This window comes from Microvirga medicaginis (assembly GCF_052658925.1).
This window is the reverse complement of sequence record NZ_JBQWEL010000012.1, coordinates 92466-116322: the sequence shown is the minus strand read 5'-3', so window position 1 is coordinate 116322 and position 23857 is coordinate 92466. Positions and strand designations below refer to the sequence as shown.

Annotated in this window: 21 protein-coding genes; 8 read left to right on the top strand and 13 right to left on the bottom strand. The window is 60.9% G+C overall.

The features are described from left to right. Positions 1 to 597 precede the first annotated feature (597 nt). The 4 genes from cysG to ACUXUR_RS16315 form a co-directional block, all read right to left on the bottom strand. Positions 598 to 2142 (bottom strand): siroheme synthase CysG, encoded by a 1545-nt coding sequence (gene cysG, locus ACUXUR_RS16330; RefSeq protein WP_445503402.1) that lies wholly within the window; start codon positions 2140 to 2142, stop codon positions 598 to 600. Further along, positions 2139 to 3860, bottom strand: a complete 1722-nt coding sequence (locus ACUXUR_RS16325; protein WP_445503401.1) for an NADPH-dependent assimilatory sulfite reductase hemoprotein subunit — start codon at positions 3858 to 3860, stop codon at positions 2139 to 2141. The genes cysG and ACUXUR_RS16325 overlap by 4 nt, the downstream gene beginning before the upstream one ends. A 10-nt stretch (positions 3861 to 3870) precedes the next feature. Next, positions 3871 to 5622: a diflavin oxidoreductase gene (locus ACUXUR_RS16320; protein ID WP_445503400.1), complete on the bottom strand. Its 1752-nt coding sequence runs from the start codon at positions 5620 to 5622 to the stop codon at positions 3871 to 3873. A 156-nt stretch (positions 5623 to 5778) separates the two neighbouring features. Beyond that, a complete protein-coding gene (locus tag ACUXUR_RS16315; RefSeq protein ID WP_445503399.1) occupies positions 5779 to 6240 on the bottom strand; it encodes an Lrp/AsnC family transcriptional regulator in 462 nt (153 codons plus the stop codon). 184 nt (positions 6241 to 6424) lie between these two features. Here ACUXUR_RS16315 and ACUXUR_RS16310 point away from each other — a divergent pair, with 184 nt between their 5' ends. The 4 genes from ACUXUR_RS16310 to ACUXUR_RS16295 all read left to right on the top strand — a co-directional run bounded on the left by ACUXUR_RS16310 (position 6425) and on the right by ACUXUR_RS16295 (position 11068). Further along, positions 6425 to 7189 (top strand): phosphoadenylyl-sulfate reductase, encoded by a 765-nt coding sequence (locus ACUXUR_RS16310; RefSeq protein ID WP_445503398.1) that lies wholly within the window; start codon positions 6425 to 6427, stop codon positions 7187 to 7189. After that, entirely contained in the window at positions 7173 to 8156 is a 984-nt protein-coding gene (gene cysD / locus ACUXUR_RS16305; protein WP_445503397.1) for a sulfate adenylyltransferase subunit CysD, read from the top strand. Before ACUXUR_RS16310 ends, cysD begins: the two co-directional genes overlap by 17 nt. After that, positions 8156 to 9772 (top strand): sulfate adenylyltransferase subunit CysN, encoded by a 1617-nt coding sequence (gene cysN / locus ACUXUR_RS16300; protein ID WP_445503396.1) that lies wholly within the window; start codon positions 8156 to 8158, stop codon positions 9770 to 9772. The genes cysD and cysN overlap by 1 nt, the downstream gene beginning before the upstream one ends. 99 nt (positions 9773 to 9871) lie before the next feature. Continuing rightward, positions 9872 to 11068, top strand: a complete 1197-nt coding sequence (locus tag ACUXUR_RS16295; RefSeq protein ID WP_445503395.1) for an O-succinylhomoserine sulfhydrylase — start codon at positions 9872 to 9874, stop codon at positions 11066 to 11068. 14 nt (positions 11069 to 11082) lie between these two features. Here the strand turns inward: ACUXUR_RS16295 and ACUXUR_RS16290 are convergent, their stop codons facing one another. The 3 genes from ACUXUR_RS16290 to ACUXUR_RS16280 all read right to left on the bottom strand — a co-directional run bounded on the left by ACUXUR_RS16290 (position 11083) and on the right by ACUXUR_RS16280 (position 13185). Further along, on the bottom strand, positions 11083 to 11931 hold the full coding sequence (locus tag ACUXUR_RS16290) for a sulfurtransferase (RefSeq protein WP_445503394.1): 849 nt from the start codon (positions 11929 to 11931) through the stop codon (positions 11083 to 11085). A gap of 18 nt (positions 11932 to 11949) precedes the next feature. Then, the gene (locus tag ACUXUR_RS16285) at positions 11950 to 12384 is read right to left on the bottom strand and encodes an OsmC family protein (protein ID WP_445503393.1); all 435 of its coding nucleotides are present in this window, start codon (positions 12382 to 12384) and stop codon (positions 11950 to 11952) included. Positions 12385 to 12516: 132 nt separating this feature from the next. After that, complete coding sequence (locus ACUXUR_RS16280; protein WP_445503392.1) at positions 12517 to 13185, bottom strand: peroxiredoxin; 669 nt, start codon at positions 13183 to 13185, stop codon at positions 12517 to 12519. Positions 13186 to 13827: 642 nt separating this feature from the next. On the opposite strand from ACUXUR_RS16280, the gene ACUXUR_RS16275 reads away from it, so the two are divergent. The 4 genes from ACUXUR_RS16275 to ACUXUR_RS16260 are packed head-to-tail and all read left to right on the top strand — an operon-like array spanning position 13828 to position 17666. Beyond that, positions 13828 to 14889, top strand: coding sequence for a sulfate ABC transporter substrate-binding protein (locus ACUXUR_RS16275; protein ID WP_445503391.1), 1062 nt, complete (start codon positions 13828 to 13830; stop codon positions 14887 to 14889). 3 nt (positions 14890 to 14892) lie between these two features. Then, the gene (cysT, locus tag ACUXUR_RS16270; protein ID WP_445503390.1) at positions 14893 to 15741 is read left to right on the top strand and encodes a sulfate ABC transporter permease subunit CysT; all 849 of its coding nucleotides are present in this window, start codon (positions 14893 to 14895) and stop codon (positions 15739 to 15741) included. Then, positions 15734 to 16615, top strand: a complete 882-nt coding sequence (gene cysW / locus ACUXUR_RS16265; RefSeq protein ID WP_445503389.1) for a sulfate ABC transporter permease subunit CysW — start codon at positions 15734 to 15736, stop codon at positions 16613 to 16615. The genes cysT and cysW overlap by 8 nt, the downstream gene beginning before the upstream one ends. Continuing rightward, positions 16599 to 17666: a sulfate/molybdate ABC transporter ATP-binding protein gene (locus ACUXUR_RS16260; RefSeq protein ID WP_445503388.1), complete on the top strand. Its 1068-nt coding sequence runs from the start codon at positions 16599 to 16601 to the stop codon at positions 17664 to 17666. Before cysW ends, ACUXUR_RS16260 begins: the two co-directional genes overlap by 17 nt. Positions 17667 to 17974: 308 nt before the next feature. Here the strand turns inward: ACUXUR_RS16260 and ACUXUR_RS16255 are convergent, their stop codons facing one another. The 6 genes from ACUXUR_RS16255 to ACUXUR_RS16230 all read right to left on the bottom strand — a co-directional run bounded on the left by ACUXUR_RS16255 (position 17975) and on the right by ACUXUR_RS16230 (position 23808). Continuing rightward, positions 17975 to 18613: a hypothetical protein gene (locus ACUXUR_RS16255; protein ID WP_445503387.1), complete on the bottom strand. Its 639-nt coding sequence runs from the start codon at positions 18611 to 18613 to the stop codon at positions 17975 to 17977. 670 nt (positions 18614 to 19283) lie between these two features. Continuing rightward, positions 19284 to 19526: a hypothetical protein gene (locus tag ACUXUR_RS16250; RefSeq protein ID WP_445503386.1), complete on the bottom strand. Its 243-nt coding sequence runs from the start codon at positions 19524 to 19526 to the stop codon at positions 19284 to 19286. Positions 19527 to 19737: 211 nt separating this feature from the next. Continuing rightward, positions 19738 to 19998: a hypothetical protein gene (locus ACUXUR_RS16245; protein ID WP_445503385.1), complete on the bottom strand. Its 261-nt coding sequence runs from the start codon at positions 19996 to 19998 to the stop codon at positions 19738 to 19740. 382 nt (positions 19999 to 20380) lie between these two features. Then, positions 20381 to 21037 (bottom strand): hypothetical protein, encoded by a 657-nt coding sequence (locus ACUXUR_RS16240; protein ID WP_445503384.1) that lies wholly within the window; start codon positions 21035 to 21037, stop codon positions 20381 to 20383. A gap of 51 nt (positions 21038 to 21088) precedes the next feature. Then, the gene (locus tag ACUXUR_RS16235) at positions 21089 to 23149 is read right to left on the bottom strand and encodes an AAA family ATPase (protein WP_445503383.1); all 2061 of its coding nucleotides are present in this window, start codon (positions 23147 to 23149) and stop codon (positions 21089 to 21091) included. Between the two features lie 23 nt (positions 23150 to 23172). Beyond that, positions 23173 to 23808, bottom strand: coding sequence for a hypothetical protein (locus ACUXUR_RS16230; RefSeq protein WP_445503382.1), 636 nt, complete (start codon positions 23806 to 23808; stop codon positions 23173 to 23175). Positions 23809 to 23857: the final 49 nt, after the last annotated feature.

The window sequence follows — 23857 nt, the reverse complement described above, 5'->3', positions numbered from 1 at the left end:
TCGGGGCAGGCCACGACGAGAGGGAGCAGTCGATCCGATCGGGACAGCACCTCTTACCTCTATGCACAACCTCGCGATTACGAAATTTGAGCGGACTGGCTGTATGCTCAAGGCTGAATATGAGCTGGTCTCTTGGAACAACTACCATTGAGACGAGACATGAAGGATTACGGCCTAAGGCGAGGACTCTTCTAGCCCAAATGGGTCTCATGTGACCGGGCATGAACCGTTCCCTGATTTGAGATCGTGCATCCCAGCGAGCATGGTAACAGGCATCGATAAGTGAAGAAGTTGCTATAGAAGATCGAACTATCTTCCCTCATGAACATAGGATGATTTATCTACTTTCTAAGCGAAAGATGGCATCTTCTTCTTAAATTCACGAGCTGGTTGCTGGGGCGCTTTCTGAACTGCATATCCTGCGTATAATACTTGCATAGCCGCTCTTTTTTCTTCTCGCAGGTCATGAAGAAACGATCACGCCTCTCTCGCAAGTTAATTCTGCAGATCACACTCTTCTGGGTGGTTGTTGTCGGATCTGTCGTGTGCAGAATTGCGTACTTTGACCAGATCTCGGTGCAGGCAGCATCAAAGCCCTTATCGCACTGAAACCAGTGACCAACTCGAAAAGAGCACCGGTAGTCTTTCACCTATACCGTTGACGGGCTGCCTAGCACGCACGGTGTGATAAGAACCCTGATGCAGGTTGGGCGTCGTCTCGCGGGCCGGTCTGACGGATGCACCTATAAGGATAATCAGCGGACCGCTTCCTGGCAAAGTGGCTCCGTGAGCAAGATCGACGAGCGTGGTCTCCAGCTGCTCCTGTGTTGGCCTCGATGCATCGCTTACAGCGGCAACCGGCGTATCGGGCTGCAGGCCGTTGTCGATCAAGCGCGCAGCCAATTTGGAAGCTGTCCGCCGACCCATATAGACGACCGTCGTTGCCAGTGGGTCCACGAGAGCTCCGAGGTTCAACTCCTCAGGGAGATCTCCGTGACGATCATGAGCCGTGACGAACTGGACACGCTGCGCATGATCGCGGTGAGTCAGTGAGCCACCGAGCGAGGCTGCAGCTGCGCTGGCCGTCGTCACACCGGGTATGATACGGACTGGAACACCTGCATCTTGGCAGGCTTCGACCTCTTCACCCGTGCGGGCGAAAATGGATGGATCCCCACCTTTCAGGCGCACAACGCGATGGCCGGCGAGGGCCAAATCCACGATAAGCGCATTGATGTCATCCTGCCGGCAGGAGGCGCCATGGCCCTCCTTGCCGACGTGAATCCGGCGCGCTTCACGGCGGGCCAGTTCCAGAACCCCGGGGGTCACAAGGCGGTCGTAAACGATGACGTCAGCAGCCTGAAGCTCGCGCATTGCTTTCAGCGTCACCAATTCGGGATCGCCAGGACCGGCGCCGACGATAACCACTTCGCCAACCTCTGGTCTCGTCACCTGCTCGTCACGCGTTTCGAGAGCCAGGCGCTCTAGTCTGGAAGAACGTTGCACTTCATCGCCCTTGGCCGTGAAGGCCGTGTCGACGAACTTCTCCCAAAACCGTCGCCGGCCTGCCTTGGCTGGCACGATTGCTTTCAAGTTCTCGCGAAACTCTTTTGCCGCCTGCGCCCAAGCCCCCAGGGAGAGCGGCAAGGCCGCCTCGATCCGGCGTCGGATGGCCTGGGCGAGGATGGGCGCCGCTCCATCTGTCGAGATGGCCACCGTAACGGGCGACCGGTTGACGATGGATCCGAACTGAAAATCGCAGAAGGCAGGCTGATCGATGACATTGACGAGCACGCCGCGACTGCGCGCCACCTCCACAAATCGTTCAGCCTCATCGGGTTTCTCGATATCGGCTACCGCGAGTGAGACGCCATCAAGATCATCAGGCTGCCAATGGCGCTGAACGAGATCGAACTGATCGGGCGCGCTGGCAATGAGGGCGCTCAGTTCCGGCGATGGATCTACGGCGACGATGCGAACGATGCCTCCCGAGGCCGCCAGGAGTTCCGCCTTCCAGGCAACTCCCTCGCTTCCTCCAATGACGAGAATGCGCTTTCCCGTGAGATCGTAGAAGATCGGCAGCTTCGGCAAGGAATTGAGCCGAGCCGGACGGGAAGCCCTGGGAGGGACTGGCGTATTCATTCCGCCGCCTTCGCAATGGGGCCGATATTCGCATGAAAATCGCGCCCGTTCGTTGTCGCCGAGACGATCCCTGAACGGATAAGAAAGTCGCTGAATTTTTCGCCAGAGTCGCGTCTATGGGCGTAGGCCGCGAACAATGGGTCGAGTGCTGCAACGATCTCCTCATGCTGCAGGTCGGCGGCATAGAGTTTCGACAGGCGCGAGCCATCAAAGGCGCCACCGAGATAAAGGTTGTAACGGCCGGGACCTTTGCCGACGAGGCCGATCTCCGCAATGTAAGGACGCGCACACCCGTTCGGGCAGCCGGTCATGCGGATCGTGATTTCGTCATCCTCCAGACCGCGGAGATTAAGGCGCTCTTCCAGCGCCGTCACGAGGGAGGGCAGGTAGCGTTCGCTTTCGGCGAGCGCCAGACCGCACGTCGGCAGAGCAACGCACGCCATCGCGTTGCGACGCAGGGCCGTGGCATGGCTCGTCAATCCGTGCTTTGCGACCAAAGCGTCGATGGCAGAACGGTTATCAGGCCTGACATTGGCGATGATGACGTTCTGGTTCGCCGTCAGGCGGAACTCCCCGTCATGCATCTCCGCAATGCGGCGAAGTCCCGTCATGAGCGAAGGACCGCCCGGAATGTCGCGCACACGACCGTTTTCGATGAACAGGGTCAGGTGATAGCGTCCATCTTCGCCCTCGACCCAACCGTATCGGTCGCCGTTCGAGTCGAAGCTGAATGGACGCGGATCGCCCAAAGGCTTGCCGATGCGCCGCTCGACCTCCGTGCGAAAGGCAGCGAGGCCGCGGTCCTCGATCGTGTATTTCAGGCGAGCATGTTTGCGGCTCCTGCGGTCGCCCCAGTCACGCTGGACGGTGACCACCGCCTCGGCGACGGCAAGCGCGTCCTCGGGGCGGCAGAAGCCCATCACATCCGCCGTGCGCGGATAGGTATCCTCCTCGCCATGGGTCATGCCCATGCCGCCGCCGACCGTCACGTTCCAGCCTTCGATCTCGCCGTTCTCGTCAAGGATCGCGATGAACCCGAGGTCTTGAGCGAAGATGTCGACCTCGTTCGACGGCGGAACCGCCACGACCGTCTTGAACTTGCGCGGCAGATAGGTGCGGCCATAGACAGGCTCAACGACCTCTTCCTCACCACCGGCAATCCTTTCTCCGTCGAGCCAGATCTCCCGATAGGCAGGCGTCCGCGGCAGGAGGTGATCCGAGATCGACTTGGCCAGCTCATAGGCTGCCCGATGCGCTCTTGACTGGTCCGGGTTGGTGGAAGCCAGAACATTGCGATTGACGTCACCACAAGCCGCAAGGGTGTCCAGAAGTGCCGTATCGATGGCCTTCATGGTCGCTTTGAGGTTCGATTTGATCACGCCGTGGAACTGGAAAGTCTGCCGCGTCGTCAGACGCAGCGTTCCATTGGCGTAATCCTGAGCGATCCGGTCGATCTGGAGCCATTGGGACGGCGTGCAGACACCACCGGGAATGCGCAGGCGGATCATGAAGGAATAAGCCTTCTCGAGCTTCTTCTTCGTGCGCTCCGCCCGCAGGTCCCGATCGTCCTGCAGATACATGCCATGGAACTTGACCAGTTGCTGATCGTCCTCGCCGATGGCGCCGGTCACGACGTCGGTCAGACCTTCCGCAAGCGTGCCACGCAGATAGCCGCTCGCCTCTTTGATACGCTCGTTGCGTGAAAGCTCTTTCGACATCTTCTGTTTCTCAATAAACGTCTTGGTGATAGCGACGGCCGCGCTCAAGCTCTGCCACGGCGAGTTCTGCGGCTTCGGGGGAGAGCGCCTTCACGTCCGCATAGGCGGCGACGATTGCAGCACGGACATCCTTCGCCATGGCTTTGGCATCGCCGCAGACATAGAGCTGAGCGCCATTCTCCAGCCATTCGACGAGATCGCGGCGCTGTTCCCACAGGCGGTGCTGGACATAGACCTTGCTCGACGTATCGCGGGAGAACGCGAGATCGATCCGCGTCAGCGACCCGTCCTTCAGAGCATCCTGCCATTCGAGCTGGTAGAGGAAGTCGTGGGTGTATTGGCGATCGCCGAAGAACAGCCAGGATCTGCCACTGGCACCGACGGCTCGGCGTTCCTGCACGAAGGCGCGGAAGGGGGCAACGCCCGTCCCGGGACCGATCATGATGATATCGGTCGACGGTTCCGGCAGCCGGAAGTGCTTGTTGGGCTTCAGCCGGACGCAGGCTGTCGCGCCGGGCTTGATGCGGTCGGCGATAAAGGTCGAGGCAACGCCGCCGCGCTTGCGCCCATGCGTCTCATACCGAACGGCTGCGATCAGCAGGTGTGCTTCGTCGCCGACTTCCCTGCGGGAGGAAGCAATGGAGTAAGCCCGTGGTGGGAGTGGGCGCGTGAGAGCTGTGAGCTGCTGGGCCGTCAGTGCCGCGGGAAAGGCCTCCACCAGGTCGATGAGCTGGCGTCCCTCTATCCACGCGCGGGCGTTCTCGTCATCGATGAGCTTGCGTAACTCTCGATGCCCCGTCTCTGCGGCAAAGGTTTCGAGGGTCTTGATGGAAAGCGTTGTGATGTCGCGCTCGCTCAGCAATGTGGAGCGCAGGCTCTCTTCGCCGCTGAGCCCTGTTGCCGCGAGAACGGCATCGACGAGAATCGGGTCGTTCTCGGGGAACAGTTCGAGCGAGTCGCCAGGCTCGTAAGCCGGAGCCGCTCCATCAAAGCCGAGGGCCAGATGGAGGGTTTCCTTGTCGGAACGGGAGGAGTTCAGGTTGACGTGCTCGAGCACTTCGGCGGTCAGCGGCTCGCGGCTGACCTCAGTGGTGCCGCGGACACTGAAATCGACGGAGACCACGTTGCCGGAGGGCTCCTGAGCCGGTGCAAATACTTCGAGTGTGCTCTTGATCCAAGCCGCGGCGGGAGCCTCGAAATCGAGGTCGCAATCGATCCTGTCGACGGCCCGCACGGCACCAAGCTCAGCAAGGCGTGCGTCAATGGCCTTGCCAACAGCGCAGAACTCCGCGTAGGCGGTGTCGCCCAAAGCCAATACCGCGTAGGTGGTTCCCTCAAGACGCGGCGCTGATGCTCCCATCAGATCCGCATAAGCTCGGGTCGCCCGGGAGGGCGGCTCGCCTTCGCCCCATGTGGCGGCGATCACCACCAGGCGGCTCTGCTTTGGCAGATCGGCAATATCGAGATCGGCGAAATCAACGATCTTCGGCTTGAAGCCACCCTTCCGGGCAAGCTTCGCGACATCCTGCGCCAACCGCTCCGCATTCCCTGACTCGCTGGCAAACAGAATCGTAAGAGGCTCTGCCGAGCGCGCCGGCGCATCGACACGGGGGAGCGGCGCCTGACCGGCGTCGATCCCGGCAAGAAAGCCGGCGAGCCATGCGCGCTGGATCGGTGAGGCTACACCCAGGACACGATCGAGGCTGAGCCGGTCGTCGTCACCGAAGGGCGCTGAGTGAGGGAGGAGGGCAAATGTTGACATTGGGACAGTCTCGGTGAGCCCCTCTGGCAAGTCAATGGAATGTTCTTTTTAAAGAACATAAACTGATAGAAACTTCTTTTCTCCGGCGACGAGAAAGGGGAAAAGAATTCTGAGAGTCTGATGATATAGGAACTTACACCGACGCTCCGATCGTTCTTAAGCCGTTGTGTCAATCGGCAGGACGGTGGTGGACTTCACCCGCTCAACGCTGAAGCGCGAGCTGACGTTCTTGAGGGGGACAATCCCAATCAAACGCTTGTAAAACATATCATAGGCCTTCACGTCGGGCACGACGACTTGGAGCAGGTAGTCCACGTCCCCGGCCATGCGATGGAACTCGACCACCTCACCCATGGTCGAGATCGCGTTGGTGAAACAGTCGATCGAGTCTTGGCTATGGTCACCGGCTTCGATGCAGACGAAGACTGTTAAGCCCAGCCCAAGCTTCTCAGGGTCAAGAAGCGCGACCCGCCGCTGAATCACACCCTCGGCTTCAAGACGCTGAATGCGTTTCCAGCATGGTGTTTGAGACAAACCGACCCGTTGGCCGATGTCTGCAACAGCCAGCGTGCCATCTTGCTGAAGAAGATCCAAAATTTTTCGATCGATACGGTCCATCTCTGCAACTCGCCATTTGCGGAACATTGCTTTCGTCGTTCTGGTCGTTCGAGAAAAATAGTTCTCTTCTTGGCACGTCTTGACCATTCGGTCAGACAGCCACCCTTCGACTTCAGAACATCGCGACCTTGACACTGTTCGTTATTAAGAACAAGTTCGATCTTGTGGTTTGGAGATTTTTGCCATGGACCTTAGTTCAGGCGGCTCGGGAGGCGAGGCCTTAGCCCGTGCCCTAAGTGGCATAGGCCTTCCTGAAAGGTTGGCTCTTGCCTCGCGATCAATTGCCGGTCGGCTGGTGTTCACAACGAGCTTCGGTCTCGAGGACCAGGCGATCACCCATGCGATCTTCAGCGCAGGCCTCGATGTCCATATCGAGATCGTCACCCTCGATACTGGCCGGCTCTTTCCCGAGACTTATGATTTGTGGGAGCAAACGGAGGAGCGTTATCAGCGCCGTATCAACGCCGTCAGTCCCGATCGCGATGCGGTCGAGGCTTTGGTAAACCGCCAGGGCATCAATGGATTCCGGCACTCGGTCGAAGCACGCAAGGCTTGTTGCGATATTCGGAAAGTCGAGCCGCTTGGGCGGGCACTCGTGGGAGCGGCAGGTTGGATCACGGGACTGCGCGCCGAACAATCGGCTTTCCGGGCAGCTGTGCCGCTCGCCATCCATGATGGGGGCTATGGGCTGATCAAGATCAATCCTCTTGCCGACTGGAGCCGACAAGATCTCGCCCGGTATGTCACCGACAACGCCGTTCCCTATAACCCGCTGCACGATCGGGGTTACCCGTCCATCGGTTGCGCGCCCTGCACCCGGGCAGTCCGTCTCGGTGAACCCGAGCGCGCGGGCCGCTGGTGGTGGGAGCAGGAAGCTAAGAAAGAATGCGGTCTGCACCTTGTGCCGACCCAAAAAATTCAGGAGCAGTCCCATGATCAGCGGGCGTGAAGGAGCTGTGCGCCACGCAGAACAGATTCATTCCCAAAGGCACATCCCCGACAGCAAGCTGCTCCGGTCCGAGTTGACTCATCTTGACCGCCTCGAAGCCGAGAGCATCTACATCATGCGCGAGGCGGTCGCCGAAAGCGACAATCCGGTCATGCTATATTCGATTGGCAAGGACTCGTCGGTCCTGCTGCACCTTGCACTCAAGGCCTTCTACCCGGCAAAGCCTCCGTTCCCTCTTCTGCACGTCGATACGACCTGGAAGTTTCGCGAGATGATCGCATTCCGGGATCAGCGTGCTCGGGAACTTGGGCTTGAGCTGCTGGTGCACACCAACCCGGATGGACTGGCCCGCAATATCGGACCGATCACCCATGGCTCCGAGGTGCACACGGATGTCATGAAGACCCAGGCGCTCAAGCAGGCGCTCGAACGCTATGGCTTCGATGCGGCCTTCGGTGGCGCGCGCCGCGACGAGGAGAAGTCGCGCGCGAAGGAACGCGTGTTTTCGCTGCGCAACGCGCATCACCGCTGGGACCCGAAGCGCCAGCGCCCGGAGCCTTGGCAGCTCTACAACGGACGCAAGCGCAAGGGAGAGAGCCTGCGCATCTTTCCGCTCTCCAACTGGACCGAGCTCGATATCTGGCTCTACATCCACCGTGAGAACATCCCCATCGTTCCGCTCTATTTTGCGGCGGAACGGCCTGTGGTGGAACGGGGCGGGATGCTCATCCTCGTCGATGACGAGAGGCTGCCGCTCCATCCCGGTGAGCAGCCGCAGCTGCGTTCTGTGCGGTTCAGGACGCTGGGCTGCTATCCCTTGACCGGGGCTGTCGAAAGCACGGCATCGACTCTTCCTGACATCATTCGCGAAACGCTCGAGGCGCGCACGTCCGAGCGACATGGACGCGCTATCGACAAGGACACTGCCGCATCCATGGAGCGCAAGAAGCAAGAGGGTTACTTCTGATGACGGTTCATCCCGCACCTGCGAGTTTCATGCTAGAGGATTATCTCGCGGCCCATGAGCGCAAGAGCTTGTTGCGCTTCATCACCTGCGGCTCTGTCGACGACGGCAAATCCACCCTGATCGGCCGCTTGTTGTACGAATCGAAGCGCCTGTTCGACGATCAGCTCGCTGCTCTTGAACGCGACTCCCGCAAGCACGGAACCCAAGGAGGAGAGATCGACTTTTCGCTTCTGGTCGACGGGCTTGCCAGTGAACGCGAGCAGGGAATTACGATCGACGTCGCCTACCGGTTCTTTTCGACGGATCGGCGGACCTTCATCGTCGCCGATACCCCGGGCCATGAACAATATACGAGGAACATGGCGACGGGCGCCTCGACCGCGGACGTTGCTATTCTCCTCGTCGACGCCCGCAAAGGGATAACCCGGCAGACCCGCCGGCATGCTCTGCTCGTGTCCTTGCTCGGGATCCGGCACATCGCCTTGGCCATCAACAAGATGGATCTCGTGGGCTGGTCCGAGGAAAGGTTCCAGCAGATCGTGGCGGAGTTCGGGACCTTTTCCAGCGATCTGGGATTCAACCAAGTCACCGCCATCCCATTGTCCGCCCTGCATGGCGACAACGTCGTTGCGCCGTCCTCTCAAGCGCCCTGGTACCGGGGGCCGACGCTGCTCTCGTATCTGGAAACCGTCGAGATCGAGCAGACTGCGGAGGAAGAGCCGTTCCGCATGCCGGTGCAGTGGGTCAACCGCCCCAACCCGGATTTTCGCGGCTTTGCCGGCCTTGTCGCGAGCGGCAGCATCAGGCCGGGAGACCGGGTGCGGATCCTGCCCTCAGGCGTAGAGACGTCCGTTGCGCGGATCGTCACGATGGACCGTGATCTGGACGAGGCAGCTGCCGGACAATCGGTCACCATCACTTTGTCCGACGAGGTGGATATCTCCCGCGGAGACATCATCGCCTCCGTGGAGCGGCGACCCCAGGTTTCCGACAGGATCGACGCTCGCTTGTTCTGGATGGCAACCGAACACTTGAAAGAAGGCGACCAGTTTCTCCTGAAGCTCGGTGCTGCGACCGTGCCCACGCGGGTTGTCGCGGTGCGCCAGAGAATTGATCTTTCCTCGCTCGCATCCGTTCCCGTTTCTTCCCTTGCGGCGAACGACGTCGGCCATGTTGGTCTCGTCCTGGATCAGCCCATCGCCTTCGATCCCTATCTGCAAAGCCGCCACACGGGCGGGTTCATTCTTATCGACCGTGAGAGCTTCGATACCGTCGCCATCGGTCTCGTGGATGGCGCGGGAACCCGCCGGGATGCCAGCTCTCAACCCACCCGGAACAATGGCCAGGTGACGTGGCTGCAATCGATCCGCGAACAGAAACGGCGGAGTGTGCTCAAGGCCATGTCATGGCGGATCATCGGCTCTGTTGCCACCGCCGCCGCAGCCTTTGTGCTCACTCAAGACACCCGTCTTGCTGCAGCCATCGGAGCGACCGAGGTGGTGACCAAGCTCGTGCTTTACTATGGCCATGAGCGACTCTGGGCCCGCATCAGGTTCGGCCTGTCCATTGCTGCAAAACAGCACGGCACGGATCCCCAGAGTTCAGGGGCCAGCTGAGCGACTTGCAGTCCATCCAAGCAGCAATCATCGATATTTCGGACTCCTGCGCGACTCGTGCAGGCGGCCGACGCCATTTAGCCATTTAAAGGAAGAGTCATGAGCGAGCGTTCAAGTCGGGACCGATGCCTGCATGCGGATACCCGTCTTGTCCACGAAGGCACGCTGAGATCGGAATTCGGAGAGACCTCGGAAGCGCTGTTTCTGACCCAGGGCCACGTTTATGCCAGCGCGGAGGAGTGCGAGGCCCGCTTCAAGGGAGAGAGCCCCGGCTTCCTCTATGCCCGCTTCTCGAACCCGACCGTCGCGATGTTCGAGCAGCGGATCGCATCCTTCGAGGGCGCGGAGGCCGCGCGGGCGACGGCAACCGGCATGGCCGCGGTGACGGCCGCCCTCATGGGCCTGCTGCAGGCTGGCGATCACATCGTTGCCGCCCGAGCTCTCTTCGGCTCCTGCCGCTATGTCGTCGCGGAGCTCCTGCCGAGATTCGGTGTCGCATCGACGCTTGTTGATGGAACGAACCTCGACGCCTGGCGTGAGGCCGTACGGCCGGAAACGAAGGTGTTTTTCCTGGAAAGTCCGGCCAATCCCACCCTTGAGGTGATCGAGATCGCAGCCGTCGCGCAGATTGCGCGCGAGGTGGGCGCGAAGCTGGTGGTGGACAACGTGTTCTCGTCGCCGCTCTGGCAGAAGCCGCTGGAGCTCGGAGCCGATTGCGTTGTCTATTCGGCGACGAAACATATCGACGGGCAGGGGCGCTGTCTCGGTGGGATCATCCTTGGGTCCGAGGCGTTCATCCAGACCCACATCCACACGCTGCTGCGGCAGACCGGACCCTCGATGTCGCCGTTCAACGCCTGGGTGCTGCTGAAGAGCTTGGAGACACTTCCCCTGCGCGTCGAGCGCCAGACCCGGACGGCGGCCATCGTTGCCGATGCACTCGCGGAACATTCGAAGATCGGGCGCCTGATCTATCCTGGCCGCGCCGATCATCCGCAGGCCGATATCATTGCCCGGCAGATGAAGGGAGGCTCGACGCTGATCGCGCTCGAGATCGAGGGAGGAAAAGCGGGGGCCTTTCGCTTCCTGAACGCCCTCGACCTCATTCGGATCTCCAACAATCTCGGCGATGCAAAAAGCCTCATCACCCATCCGGCCACGACGACGCACCAGCGCTTCACGCCGGAGGAGCGCGCCGAAATGAGAGTCTCGGAAGGTCTGGTCAGGCTCTCGGTGGGCCTCGAGCATCCCGGCGATCTGATCGAGGATCTAGTGCAGGCTCTCGAACGCGTTTGAGGTGGCCACCCGTCTCAGCCCGCGTTCGCGGCGACGGGCCTGCCAGGATCCTGCGTCCACTCCGACATCGAGCCATCATAAAGCGTCACTCCAGGACGCCCGAGCACTTCCGAAAGAACGAACCAGTTCGTGGAGGCGAGATGGCCGGTGTTGCAATAGCTGATCACTGGCCCTGGCGGAACGTGCTTAAAGAGCTGCTCGAGTTCTGCAACGGGGAGTAGACGCCCCGTTCCGGGCTGGATGGCTCTGCTCTGGTCCAGGTGGATGGCGCCCGGCAGATGTCCGGCGCGCGCAGCCTGCGGGCTCTTCTCCCGCCCTTCGAACTGCGCCTGCGAGCGACCGTCGAGCAGCGTTGCGTCGGCGCTTGCGAGGACCTTCGCGACAGCGTCGGCCTCCGCTCGCAGGCTTCCTGTCAGCCGCACGGGATAAGGCTGACCTGCTGCCGGAGCAGACAGCCCGGCCTCCTCCGGGCCGCCGGTTTCACGCCAGGCCCTGAAGCCGCCATCGAGAATCGATACCTGCTCGTGACCGACAGTTTTCAACGTCCAATAGACCCGAGCGGCCGCGCTGAAATCGGAAGCGGCTTCTCCAGCGGATACGATGACCACGTGATGCTCGGGCCTAACCCCGATGCGGCCCAGAAGGGTGGACAAATGAGCGGCATCGGGCAGCAGGCCGCCGGCACCATCTTTGGCGATCCGCCAGCCGTTAGTGGCATAGTCGCTGTGAATGGCGCCAGGGATGTGCCCAGCCTCGAAGGCCGCTCGGCCGCTCTCCGCCGAGCGGATATCAACGATCAGAATCGAGGAATCGGCGAGATGGTCTGCAAGCCATTCGGCTGAAACGAGCGGTGAAACAGTCATGGCTCAGGTCCTGAACAATTACACAGTAAGACGAGGATCGACGGTCCAGGAATGCGTGATTTCTGCAACCTGACCCAGCATGATGGATGCGGAGCAATATTTTTCTTTGGACAGTTGGATGGCTCGCTCGACCTTCTCGGGCGAGAGTCCCTGGCCTGAGAGACGATACCTGAGATGGATCATTGTAAACACCTTCGGGTCCGTCGAAGTGCGCTCGGCTTCAACCTCGACCACACAATCGGCGACGGGCTCACGGCCACGTTTCAGGATGAGCACCACGTCGAAAGCCGTGCAACCGGCCAGCCCCAGCAGCATGAGCTCCATGGGGCGGATGCCGACATTGCGGCCCCCGTTCTCAGGCGCGCCGTCCAGCACGATGGCGTGCCCGCTCCCGGATTCGCCCGTAAACATCATGCCTTCGACCCAGGACACGCGCGCTTTCATGCTGGTCATTTTATTTCCTTGAATATGAGCATCGGGCAGCCCGGCCGGCAGCGCATTCTGACACCGTCCGCAATCAAGCCGACGGCGTCACTGTTTGGGGCGAGGGACTCTCGCTCCGCGCTTCGCGTGTGAAAAATCGGATCAGCTCGCCCTCGCGGGCTGGGGCACGATGCGCAGATAAGGCTTTGGTGCTTTCCAACCGCCGGGATAAAGGCTCTTCGCTTCCTCGTCCGAAACAGAGCCGGCGATGATGACGTCGTCGCCCTGCTTCCAGTTCGCAGGAGTGGCGACCCGATGCTGGGTCGTTAGCTGGAGGGAGTCGATAACCCGAAGCACTTCGTCGAAGTTACGACCGGTGGTCATGGGATAGACCAGGACGAGTTTGATCTTCTTGTCCGGGCCAATGATGAAGACGTTGCGAACCGTCTGGTTGTCGGCGGCCGTACGTCCCTCGGACGTTTCGCCCGCATGGGCCGGGAGCATGCCATAGAGCTTGGAGATCTTGAGGTCAGGATCGCCGATGATCGGATAGTTGACGGTTGCCCCTTGTGTCTCCTCGATATCGCGCACCCAGGCCCCGTGCTTCTCCACGGGATCGACGGAAAAGCCGATCACCTTCACGCCGCGACGCTCGAACTCGGGCTTCAATCGCGCAACCTCTCCCAGTTCCGTGGTGCAGACAGGGGTGAAATTCTTTGGGTGAGAGAACAGCACCGCCCAGGAATTGCCGATCCAATCGTGAAAACGAATTGGGCCCTCGGTCGTTACCGTCTCAAAATCTGGAGCAATCTGGCCGATTTGAAGTGTCATGACAGGGGGTCTTTCTCCGTTACGCGTGGGTCGGTCTCTGCCTTTTGCAAAGCAGTGTGCAATCGCGTGCTCCGACCACGTGCGCTTCATTGTTTCGCTGCCAGTCACAAGACGCATGTTCTAAATCCTCGTCACGGCCTCAACCATTCGCACTGAACGAGATGTGGCTCCTGACGAAGTCGAACCGGTGAAGAGAATGCACCCGCTGGCAGGGGTGAAGTCTCCGGCGGCAGGAACACCAAGTCAACAGAAATGTTCTTTTTATCGAACCAGCGGTGATGAATTAACTTGATTGGAAAGGCCTCGATTTAGAGAAAAATATTCTAAACGGGTAGCACTTCGGGCATATCCAAGCCCGCGAAAGACTTTGTGGCGATTGACGGAAGAAATAAAAAATTTATCCACCGTTGAAAAGCTCGACTTCAGAAAGAACGTGCTACGGCAACACGGAGAAAGTAGAACTTTATTCTGCAAGCCTAGGCCTTATCACTGCGAAAGAACAAATGGAAGGCGCGAAACAACGGTGCGGGGGGCCGCGGTCGTTTGACATTCGTTCTTTTTAGCGGATAGATTTTGCCCTGTTCGGGAGCGATCGGTGGTTTGCCACCTGTTCCCATTTTGATCGGGACCCAGGAGGGTAGGATGCAGAGCAATTCCCTAGAAGTCGCTCGAGCGAAGACACATCCTCGGCTGCGGGCGATCTTGCGGGCAGTCGGTTTGGCTTTCATCGGGGGCGCTGGTCTTCTGACCCTCTCCGGCACCACATCAGCCGAGACACAGCTGCTGAACGTGTCGTACGATCCGACTCGTGAGCTTTACCGCGAGATCAATCAGGCTTTCGCCGATGACTGGAAGGCGCAGACCGGCGAGGTCGTCACCATTCGCACGTCTCACGGCGGTTCAGGGGCTCAGGCTCGTACCGTGATCGATGGAATCGATGCCGACGTGGTAACGCTGGGCATTCCGTCCGACATCGATGCAATTGCGAGGGCCACGAAGAAGATCCCGGCTGATTGGCGCAGCAGGCTGCCCAACAACGCGCTGCCCTACACCTCGACCGTCGTTTTTCTGGTCCGCAAGGGAAATCCGAAGGGAATCAAGGATTGGGGCGATCTCGTGAAGCCAGGCATCCAGGTCATCACGCCGAATCCGAAGACCTCCGCAGGCGGCCGCTGGAATTTCCTGGCCGCCTGGGGCTATGCGCAGACCAAGGACGGCAATGTCGACAAGGCAAGGGAATTCGTCACGGCCCTCTACAAGAATGTGCCCGTGCTCGATACGGGCGCGCGCGGATCGACCGTCACCTTCGCCCAGCGCGGTCTGGGAGATGTGCTGCCGGCCTGGGAGAACGAAGCGTTCCTCGTTCTTGACGAGTTCGGCCGCGACAAGTTCGAGATCGTGGTGCCGACCCTGTCGATCCTAGCCGAGCCTCCGGTCGCCCTCGTTGACGGCAATGTGGATGCCAAAGGCACACGCAAGGTCGCCGAAGCCTATCTCAAGTTCCTCTACACCGATAAGGCCCAGGCGATCTTCGCCAAGCACCATTATCGGCCGAGCAAGGCCGAGGCGGCGAAGCCGGAGGATCTCGCGGCTCTGCCGAATCTGAAGCTGTTCACGATCGAATCGCTGCAGGGCAACTGGGACGACATCCAGAGGAACAACTTCGATTCTGGCGGCCTCTTCGACCAGATCAGCAAGCGTTGATCCATGCGCTCTGCTTTGTCCTGGCGCTTCAAGGAATCGAGCGTGATGCCGGGTTTCGGCATCACGCTCGGCTATACCCTGCTGTATCTCGGCCTCCTCGTGCTGCTGCCGCTCGGTGCGCTGGTGACGAAAGCCTCGCGCATTGGCGTGACCGGGCTGATCGCTACGGCCTCTGAACCCCGTGTCGCAGCGGCCCTTTGGACGAGCTTCAGCATCTCGCTCATCGCGGCCGCCGTCGCGTCCGTTTTCGGGCTCCTGGTGGCCTGGGTCCTGACGCGGTACGATTTTCCCGGCCGCAAGATCGTCGATGCGATCGTGGATCTGCCCTTCGCCCTTCCGACGGCGGTGGCCGGCATTGCACTGGCCGCGCTCTATGCGCCGAACGGATGGGTGGGGGCGCTCCTCGCGCCGCTTGGCCTCAAGGTGGCCTATACGCCGCTTGGCATTTTCATCGCCCTGGTCTTCATCGGGCTGCCCTTCGCCGTCCGCACGGTCCAGCCCCTGATCGCGGAGATCGAGCGCGAGCTGGAGGAGGCATCCGCAACCCTCGGCGCCTCGCGACGGCGGACCGTCTGGAGCGTTCTGCTGCCGCCGCTCCTTCCCGGCATCCTGACGGGGTTCGCCCTCGCTTTCGCCCGCGCCGTCGGGGAATACGGCTCGGTGATCTTCATCGCGGGCAACCTGCCTTATGTCTCGGAGATCGCTCCGCTGCTGATCGTGATCAAGCTGTCCGAATACGACTACACCGGCGCCACGGTGATCGCGACGATCATGCTGGCGATTTCGTTTGCGGCCCTTCTGACGATCAATTTGATTCAAGCCTGGAGCCGGAGGAGGTTCGGCCATGTCTAATGGGGAGGCTGCTCTCCTTTTGCCGCTTCTGGCAAGGGTGTCGGTCGCAACCGAGCCACACTGGGCCCGCCGACTGGCCATTGCCGTCGCGCTCGTTTTTCTGTTCCTGTTCCTGATCCTGCCGCTGGTCGTCGTGTTCGTGGAAGCCTTCCGCCACGGGCTGGGAGGCTATCTTGCCGCTCTTCAGGAGGCGGATGCGCAGGCGGCGATCAGGCTCACGCTGACGGTCGCGGCCATCGCGGTCCCAATGAACCTTGTCTTCGGTCTTGTGGCCTCATGGGCCATCGCCAAATTCGCGTTCAGGGGCAGGAGCCTGCTGATCACCCTGATCGACTTGCCGTTTTCCGTCTCGCCGGTTGTCTCGGGCCTCATCTACCTGCTCCTCTTTGGGGCTCAGGGATTGTGGGGATCCTGGTTCATGGCGCATGACATCAAGATCGCCTTCGCGCTACCGGGCATCGTGCTGGCGACGATCTTCGTAACCTTCCCGTTTGTGGCACGCCAGCTTATCCCTCTCATGCAGGAGCAGGGCACAGCGGAGGAAGAGGCAGCCCTGACGCTGGGGGCGAGCGGGTGGCGAACCTTTCTCACCGTGACGCTGCCCAATATCAAATGGGGCCTGCTTTACGGCGTTCTGCTTTGCAATGCCCGCGCCATGGGCGAGTTCGGCGCGGTTTCCGTCGTGTCGGGCCACATTCGCGGTCTGACCAACACCATCCCGCTTCACGTGGAGATTCTCTACAATGAGTACAACTTCGTTGCGGCATTTGCGGTCGCCTCACTCCTCGCCTGTCTCGCCCTCCTCACCTTGGCGCTCAAGTCCTACCTCGAGTGGCGTCACGGAGCCGATCTCGCCGGTGGCGCATCCCACTGAGCCGGGCCGGGCCGTCGACATCCGCGTCACAGGCGTGACGAAGGAGTTTGGAGGCGCAGCCGCCCTCCACAAGATTGATTTGAACGTGAGGCCCGGGGAACTCCTGGCGCTGCTCGGACCGTCCGGATCCGGAAAGACGACGCTTCTGCGCATCATTGCCGGACTAATGGAGGCTGATTGCGGACAGGTGTTCTTCGGTGGGCTCGATGCCACCTCTCTGCCCGTGCAGAAGCGCCAGGTGGGCTTCGTCTTCCAGCACTACGCCCTGTTCAAGCACATGAGCGTCGCCGACAACATCGCCTATGGCCTGCAGGTACGCGAGCGGGCGAACCGGCCGCCGAAAGCCGAGATCCGGCGCCGCACGGCGGAATTGCTCGATCTCGTCCAGCTTTCCGGCTACGAGAGCCGGTTCCCCGCCCAACTCTCCGGTGGTCAGCGCCAGCGGGTCGCTCTGGCGCGGGCCCTTGCCGTCGAGCCGCGCGTCCTGCTGCTCGACGAGCCGTTCGGCGCTCTCGACGCCAAGGTGCGCAAGGACCTTCGCGCCTGGCTGCGCGACATCCACGAGCGCACGGGCAAGACGACGGTCTTCGTCACGCATGATCAGGACGAGGCCTTGGAACTGGCGGACCGGGTCGCGGTCCTCAATCAAGGGCATCTGGAGCAGGTTGGAAGCCCCGAAGACGTGCTGGATCATCCCTCAACACCCTTCGTCATGACGTTTCTCGGACAGGCCGCCCGCTTCTCCGCCGATATCCGTGACGGACGGGTGCTGGTCAATGGAAAGCCCGTACCTGTCGCCGCTCAGAGATCCACCATCGGACGGGCCAGCCTCTACTGCCGTCCCTGGCACCTGAAGCCGACAGCGATCGGCCAAGGCCATCACACGGGTACCGTCAGCGGGGTTCGGCGCCTCGGATCCATGCGACGGATCGAGGTCTCGAAAGTCGATGGAACGAAGCTGGAGGTCGAGGCTCCCCTTCAGACAAGTCTGCGGCTTGGCGAGGAGATCGGCTTGGAAATTCTGGACGGGGTGATCTTCCGGGAGGATTGAGAGGCCATAATCAAGGGGGGAATGTCACATCAACGGCGAATACTACCCTGTACTCGTCAAGGAAAAGTCTCGCGCCGAGGGAAATCAACGACTTGGGCTGTGCACAAACCGAGCTCGTCGGGCGGCTCAACCGCTATACTCAGTTAATGTGACATCCCCGAGCCGGGACGCCTCCAGTAGAACCGTCACCGCCTCAGGTCCGATAAGGTGTTCAAGATTAGCCTCGGCCGCCTTAACTGAGAGCAATCGCATTTCCTATCCAAGCCCATAGTGATCGCCGGTGATACAAGCGAGCAGGTTGCACCATCCTATGGCTCGGGGATTGGCTCGAAAACGCCGAACTCTATTAGCGCTTCCATAAAGTCGGCCTCTGATGGAATCTCTATGTGTTCATCATCCGGGTTATTCAAAGAGTTATGTGTCTCATCGGTGAGATTTCTTGTAATCACGTCTGAGACTTCTTCTCCTTGCGGATGAGATGTCTTGGCCTGCGAAGAGGTCTCATCGGTGAGAGCTTCCTCCCACAGTTCTGGCGCAACAAGCCAGTACTTGAGAGGCCGATCACGCCCCTGCTGTTCAGTCTTGATGGCGCCAGCTTCTCTCATACGCTCGATCGAACGTGCGATGGACGCGCGTGATAAACCACTGACCTCCTGGAGGTATGCATATCTCGGGAAGGCATAACCTTTCTTCCTGTTCACGAGATTCTGAAGAAAAACCCCAGTTTTAACATCAGTGGAGATGAAACGTTTGTCTTTGGCCAATGCGACAAGCCATTTCAATCGATCCACCGGGGCTATGCCATACTCGTTGGAGGGTAGTTTAGGCTTCTTAGGCATCCGATTAGGCATGTAATTTTTGAATCCATCAGAAGAATACAAACACTGAGGAGCCACGCTGATCCCGAGGTTACGACGCGAATCCTTTGGATAAGATAATAGCATCATAACGAACCATGCCCGAGGCTTATGAATCGTGCCCGCAAGGGAGCCAGAACACTGTCGCGGGTAGGTGAAGCCGACTGTTCGGAATCGGGCGAATTTGTTGGTATGAGTAGGGCCAGCCCTTCGAGGCTTAACGGCTGATCAGGGTTGTTTGGCAATCGTAGCCTCAGCAATCCTGACCCGCATCTTACTTAGCGAATGCCATCTGCTTAGGCAGTCGGCTCTCAATCTACGTCAGGCGGCAATTTGCCGTCAGCAAGAGTATGTCGGACCGAGTGAGCCCTCAAAGGATGCCGCGTGACGAGCATAGACTCGGATACCAGGAAAAATCAGCATTTTCGCGGAAAGGTTTGGTTGGGGCAGTAGATCATGTTGATCTACCAGCGACCTATCGGCAACCTGCCCGTGACCTGCCGACAGGTTAAAATGATCTACCAGCAGGTCATCATGATCTACATAGGGGGGCACAAGCTATCTAAATGTCGCACTTTGGATGCAAAATTTGGTGACACGTTCAACGATGGAAATCGGAGGCTTTGATTTCCTTGCTTAGTCGGCTTGAGATTCAATGGGGCGCGGACACGCCCCTGCCGGGCCGTTAGCCGCGCAATCCCGGGCCAGCGCCCTTCACGGTTAGAAGTTTGTGTCCCCGCCGAACTGTTGGCCTGCGACCTCAGTCAACGTTCGCGGCCTTGAATGCGCAATATTCTGCAACCCTCGGATCGGGTAGCCGCTCAAGGCGCGCCGCATAAGCCTCATCGTCCTCGCCGGGCGCCTGATGGTGTCGGCCCGTCTTGAGCAGGAATTTCAACGCAACCTCAACCGAGCATCCGAATTGCTCCGCGAACTGCCGCACCAGAGCCATCGTCGGCTCGCCGATCCGCTGATAGCTCTCGATCATTGTGCTGAGCCTCACGAGGGACGTGTTCACCTCAGAATTTTGAGAAGCTCCTCAACCGCCTGGGCTTCCTTAAGACCCCCTCTCTCGTATCGGCGCAACGTGTCTCTGATCCTCGCGCGCTTTGACCTTGTCCCGTTGATCCGTTCGTCGATATCTGCCGCATGCAAGAGCACCACAGGCGCCGGTGGGGGCTTCCGGAAGTAACTCGACAACTTCTGCAACATGGTCATGCCCATCCTTTCTGTTCGCGGGTAAGAGCGTGGTGCAACGTGAACAAAGCCTCGAAGGCTCTGTACGCCAGGTGATAGAGCTCCGGATCGGCGGTGATGTGCGGATGACCAGCGAGATTGTCATCAATGGCTTTCATCAGAACCGCCGCCGCATGGGATGCGTCCGGAAGCTGCTCCACCCTTATTGACTGATGGAGCCCTCGAAGGCGATCAAGGCGGGTTTCCTCAATGATGTGAGCCGGGTCAGGCTGAAGCACCTTTGTTCTCCCCGATGAGCTGCGTCTGGCTGGTGTTACTTTCACCTCCATCTTATCAACGAAACGTTAACCATAAATGCGATCAGCGGCAGGCCGGAGCGCCGATACGAGCGGAACGGTTCAAGGCCGCAGTCGGATCACCTCCGTCGCGTTCGGAGGCTGACCCGTGAAGCGCGTATATTCGACGCTGAAGGCCCGCCAAGCGCGAGCGCGCCGCCTGGGGATTGTCGAAATGCAGCGCAAAACGGCGTCTGGGTCACGTAGACACTTGGGCCCGCCGGGAGTTGCCAAAGCGTTGTCCGCCAATTTGACCGTCCGTAGGCAGCCATATCTAGATCCAGCCGCTCAACCCGCGCCACAGTAGCCTCATCGTCCTCTCCGCCTATTGAGGGGAGGGGAGCGAATAGCCCGCTTGGCCCGCGATGCGGCGCCAGACGGCGAGGCCGCTCCTGGCTAGGGCCATGACGTCGTCAGCCTGATGCTGATCCCATGCCGTAACAATTGCCCAAGCCCGGGCTTCGGCTTCCAATGTGAGCGGCTTCTCAGCCAAGAGGCTGACCGCACCCTGGCGCGGCAGGGTGGAGCCACTGGCTGTGAGGTAAAGCAGATTGCGGATCCGGTCGATGTCGGCAGCTCCATAGCGCCGAGCCAAGCTACTCCCAAGCCGGCAGTCCTCTCCCGGCGGCAGGCCAAGGGACGCATCCCGCGGCTGTACCACCAGAGCCCGGGGCTCAATTGGACGGAGCACTTCATACTCCAGCTCCGTCTCCGCCAGAACGGCCGCCATCACGTGCCCGAGGCCCTGCAGAGGCTGCCAATGCCGATCAAGCCTGAGCAGCACATGCTCGCTTTCGCCACAGCGAATGGGCTGAATCAGGGCCATTCCTCCCGGGGAACGGCGCCAGGCGATATCCGGCGGATCGAAAGGTGAAAGGCCATCCGGCAGATAGTGCTGGATCGCTGTCGCGGCGCGCAGGGTCAGTTTGAGGGCAGGGCCGGAATGAGCCGGACGGAGGCAGCCGAGGAGATGGAGGGTCATAAGAAGCTCGCGGGAGTTGGATGAGATGGGAATGGGGCGAATGGGCCGGCTTCAGCCCGGCAGAGGGGTCCCTTCGTGGCTGTCATCGACGGCATCTTCGCTGCCCATCCGGGAAGCCTTGGCGGGAGCATCGTCTGCTGCGGCTGCGGCGGGCGGATGAGCTTCTAGGACGGCTTGCACCTGTGCGCCCGATAGCACCCGGTGGGCGAGGAGTGCCTCGGCTACGGCCAGCACCGCAGCCCTATGCTCGGTCACGAGCATGATCGCACGGTCCAACAGGCGTTGGAGATCGGCCTCGATGCGTTGAGCGAAGCGGCTATCGACACGCGCCAGCGCGCTGGCATCATCGACACCGGTCCGGTGCAGCAGCGTTTTGCCGAGACCGAAACTGGCATGCAGGGCGGAGAGCTCACGCGTGGCGACTGCGAGATCACTCACCGCTCCAGCGCTTGCGCCCGCTCCCAGCACGACATCAGCGGCCCGGCCGGCCAAGCCGATGATCACGTTATCTTCGATCACATAGCGAGTTGGGATGAAGCCGGGGTGCCCCATGCGTGTCATCCCGCCGCTCGCGCCGACCAGCTGCAGCGAGACACCTTGCAGCGTGCGGCCGAGGACGACCGCCACGACGGCATGGCCGGCCTCGTGGATGGCGCAGGCCCTTAACTCAGTCGGGGTGCGCGGCTCCGGCGGGCTGGCCTCTATGACGAGATCGTCGAGCGTGAGAGCGCGGCCGGCGAGTCGAGCGCGCCGGCGGGCGCTGTTAACCACCTGCACAACATCGGCGCCGACCCGTCCCAGCAAGAGCTGCGCCACCAGAGAGAGATCGGTATCAGCGAGCTCACCTTTGAGGTGTGCCCGCAAGATGCTGATCAGCCCTTCCACGTCAGGTGGAGCGATCTCGATCAGCCGGTCGAACCGGCCCGGGCGGCGCAGGGCGGGATCGACCCTGTCGAGATGGTTTGTCGCGGCAATCAGCACCACATCCGGGCAGGCCTGACGCAAGGCATCGATGCCGAGCAGCATGCCGGTGATAATCGGACTCCAAAAATCGCTGTTGTAGGATCCGTTTAACGACTGGCGGCTCGGCAACGCATCGATCTCGTCGATAAAGGCTACACAGGGACGGGTCGCGCGTAAGGTAGCAAAGAACCGCTTCTGTTCCTTGACCACGGCCCCGAGATGACCGTCCGAGGCGCTAAACCAGCCGGCAACGCTGGTGGTCACCAACTGCAGTCCGGCCCTCTTGGCCAATGCTTGTGCCAAGGTTGTTTTACCGGTCCCCGGCGGGCCAGCGAGGATCGCACTCTCCAGTGTCACTCCCGAGGCGCGGCCGGCACGCCTGTCCTCGACCTCGCAAACGATCTGCTTCGCCCAGGTGCGCGCCTCACCGTAGCCGATAAGCGTCTCCAGGGGTGGAGCATCCTCAGCGAACGTCACGCCAGTGCGCGCTCCGGCAGCCCGCGCCAAGCGGGTTGCGATGGCTTGGCGGGTCGAGCCCGGCCGGAAGGCAGCGTAGTAGTCCATCCAGTCGAGGCCGGCGAGATCGCGCGCTGACAGCGTCACAGGTTTGCCCTTGCGGCTGAAGGCGTGAATGGCCTGCTCGACCAGAGCAGCACCGGGCACGGGCACGATGACAGTGGCGTCCGCCGCGGCCAGCAGGACTTGCGACAGCTCGCGGCTGGGATCGGCGGCAATCCCGGCGATTGTCACGCCTTTGGCCAGAGCCTTGGCGGCCTCATCGGCGCGGTAGATCTGCTCCTCAGGGCGGCTAAGCCGCTCCGAGGGACTGATCACCCGCAGCCCCTGAAAGGCCAGATCCTTGATCGCCTCGGACAGCGGGGCAACCCAGGCCGGCGAGGGCGCCGCGACAACGAGCGCAAGGGTGCTGCTGCCGCGCTTGAGCCGGCGCAGGAGATCGGGCCCGAGCGCCTGGCGCAGCAGCGGCTTGGCGAGCAGCTCCCGCAGGGAGAGCCGCTGCCGGGACCTTGCCTGAGCCAAAAGGCTCTCATGGCCAGAGGGTGCCTGCAGATCAGGGCTGCTGTCCCGATCCTCCGGTTCGACGACAAAGTCATCGACGGTGCTGGTGTTGGTGAGATTGCGAATGCTCATGATGATGATCTCCGGCCAGAGAATCAGCGCGGGGCAGCGAGGCTAACCTCGCTCTGGAGATCGATCGGACGGTCGAGAGCAATCGTCAGCACGCGCTCGGCCACCAGCCGCAGCACGGCTCCGGCCGGATCGGTGCTGCCGGTGAGCGCCTCGGCGCAGACCTCAAGCGAGGCGCTGCCGCCGACCTCAGTGAGATGGGAGAGGAGGATGAGGCGCTCGCGCGGCGTGACACGCACGTCATCACAGGCTGACACGAGCAGGGCGTTGGTCAGCCGCGGCTCGGCCCGGATGACGCTCTCCGGCACCAGCACAAGGCGGCGCCCCCTGGTCTTGGCGACCCACTTCAGATCGAGAACGCGGGCATGCACGATCGCGGCGCGCCAGCAGGCGCTCGGTACTGCAACGAGGCTGACGGTACGTCCATTGATGAGCCGGATCGAGCGGAAGACGAGGCCGGCTTGCGCCAGATCGAGAGACTGGGCGAGCCGCTCGCTCTGCGGATCAGGCGAGAAGGAACGCACATCGGGAGCAAGGCACAGCCGCGCCTCAAAGGCATAGGGCAGGGGAGCCTCACGCCCGAGACTGGCGATGGTGTCCGCAAACTCAGGGTTCTGAGGCGTGCTGGAGGGAAGAGAAGCAAGTGAAGAAACGGAAGACATCAGGCAAACCTTTCCTGTTCGCCGGCATTGGTGCACGGCGTTGATCATC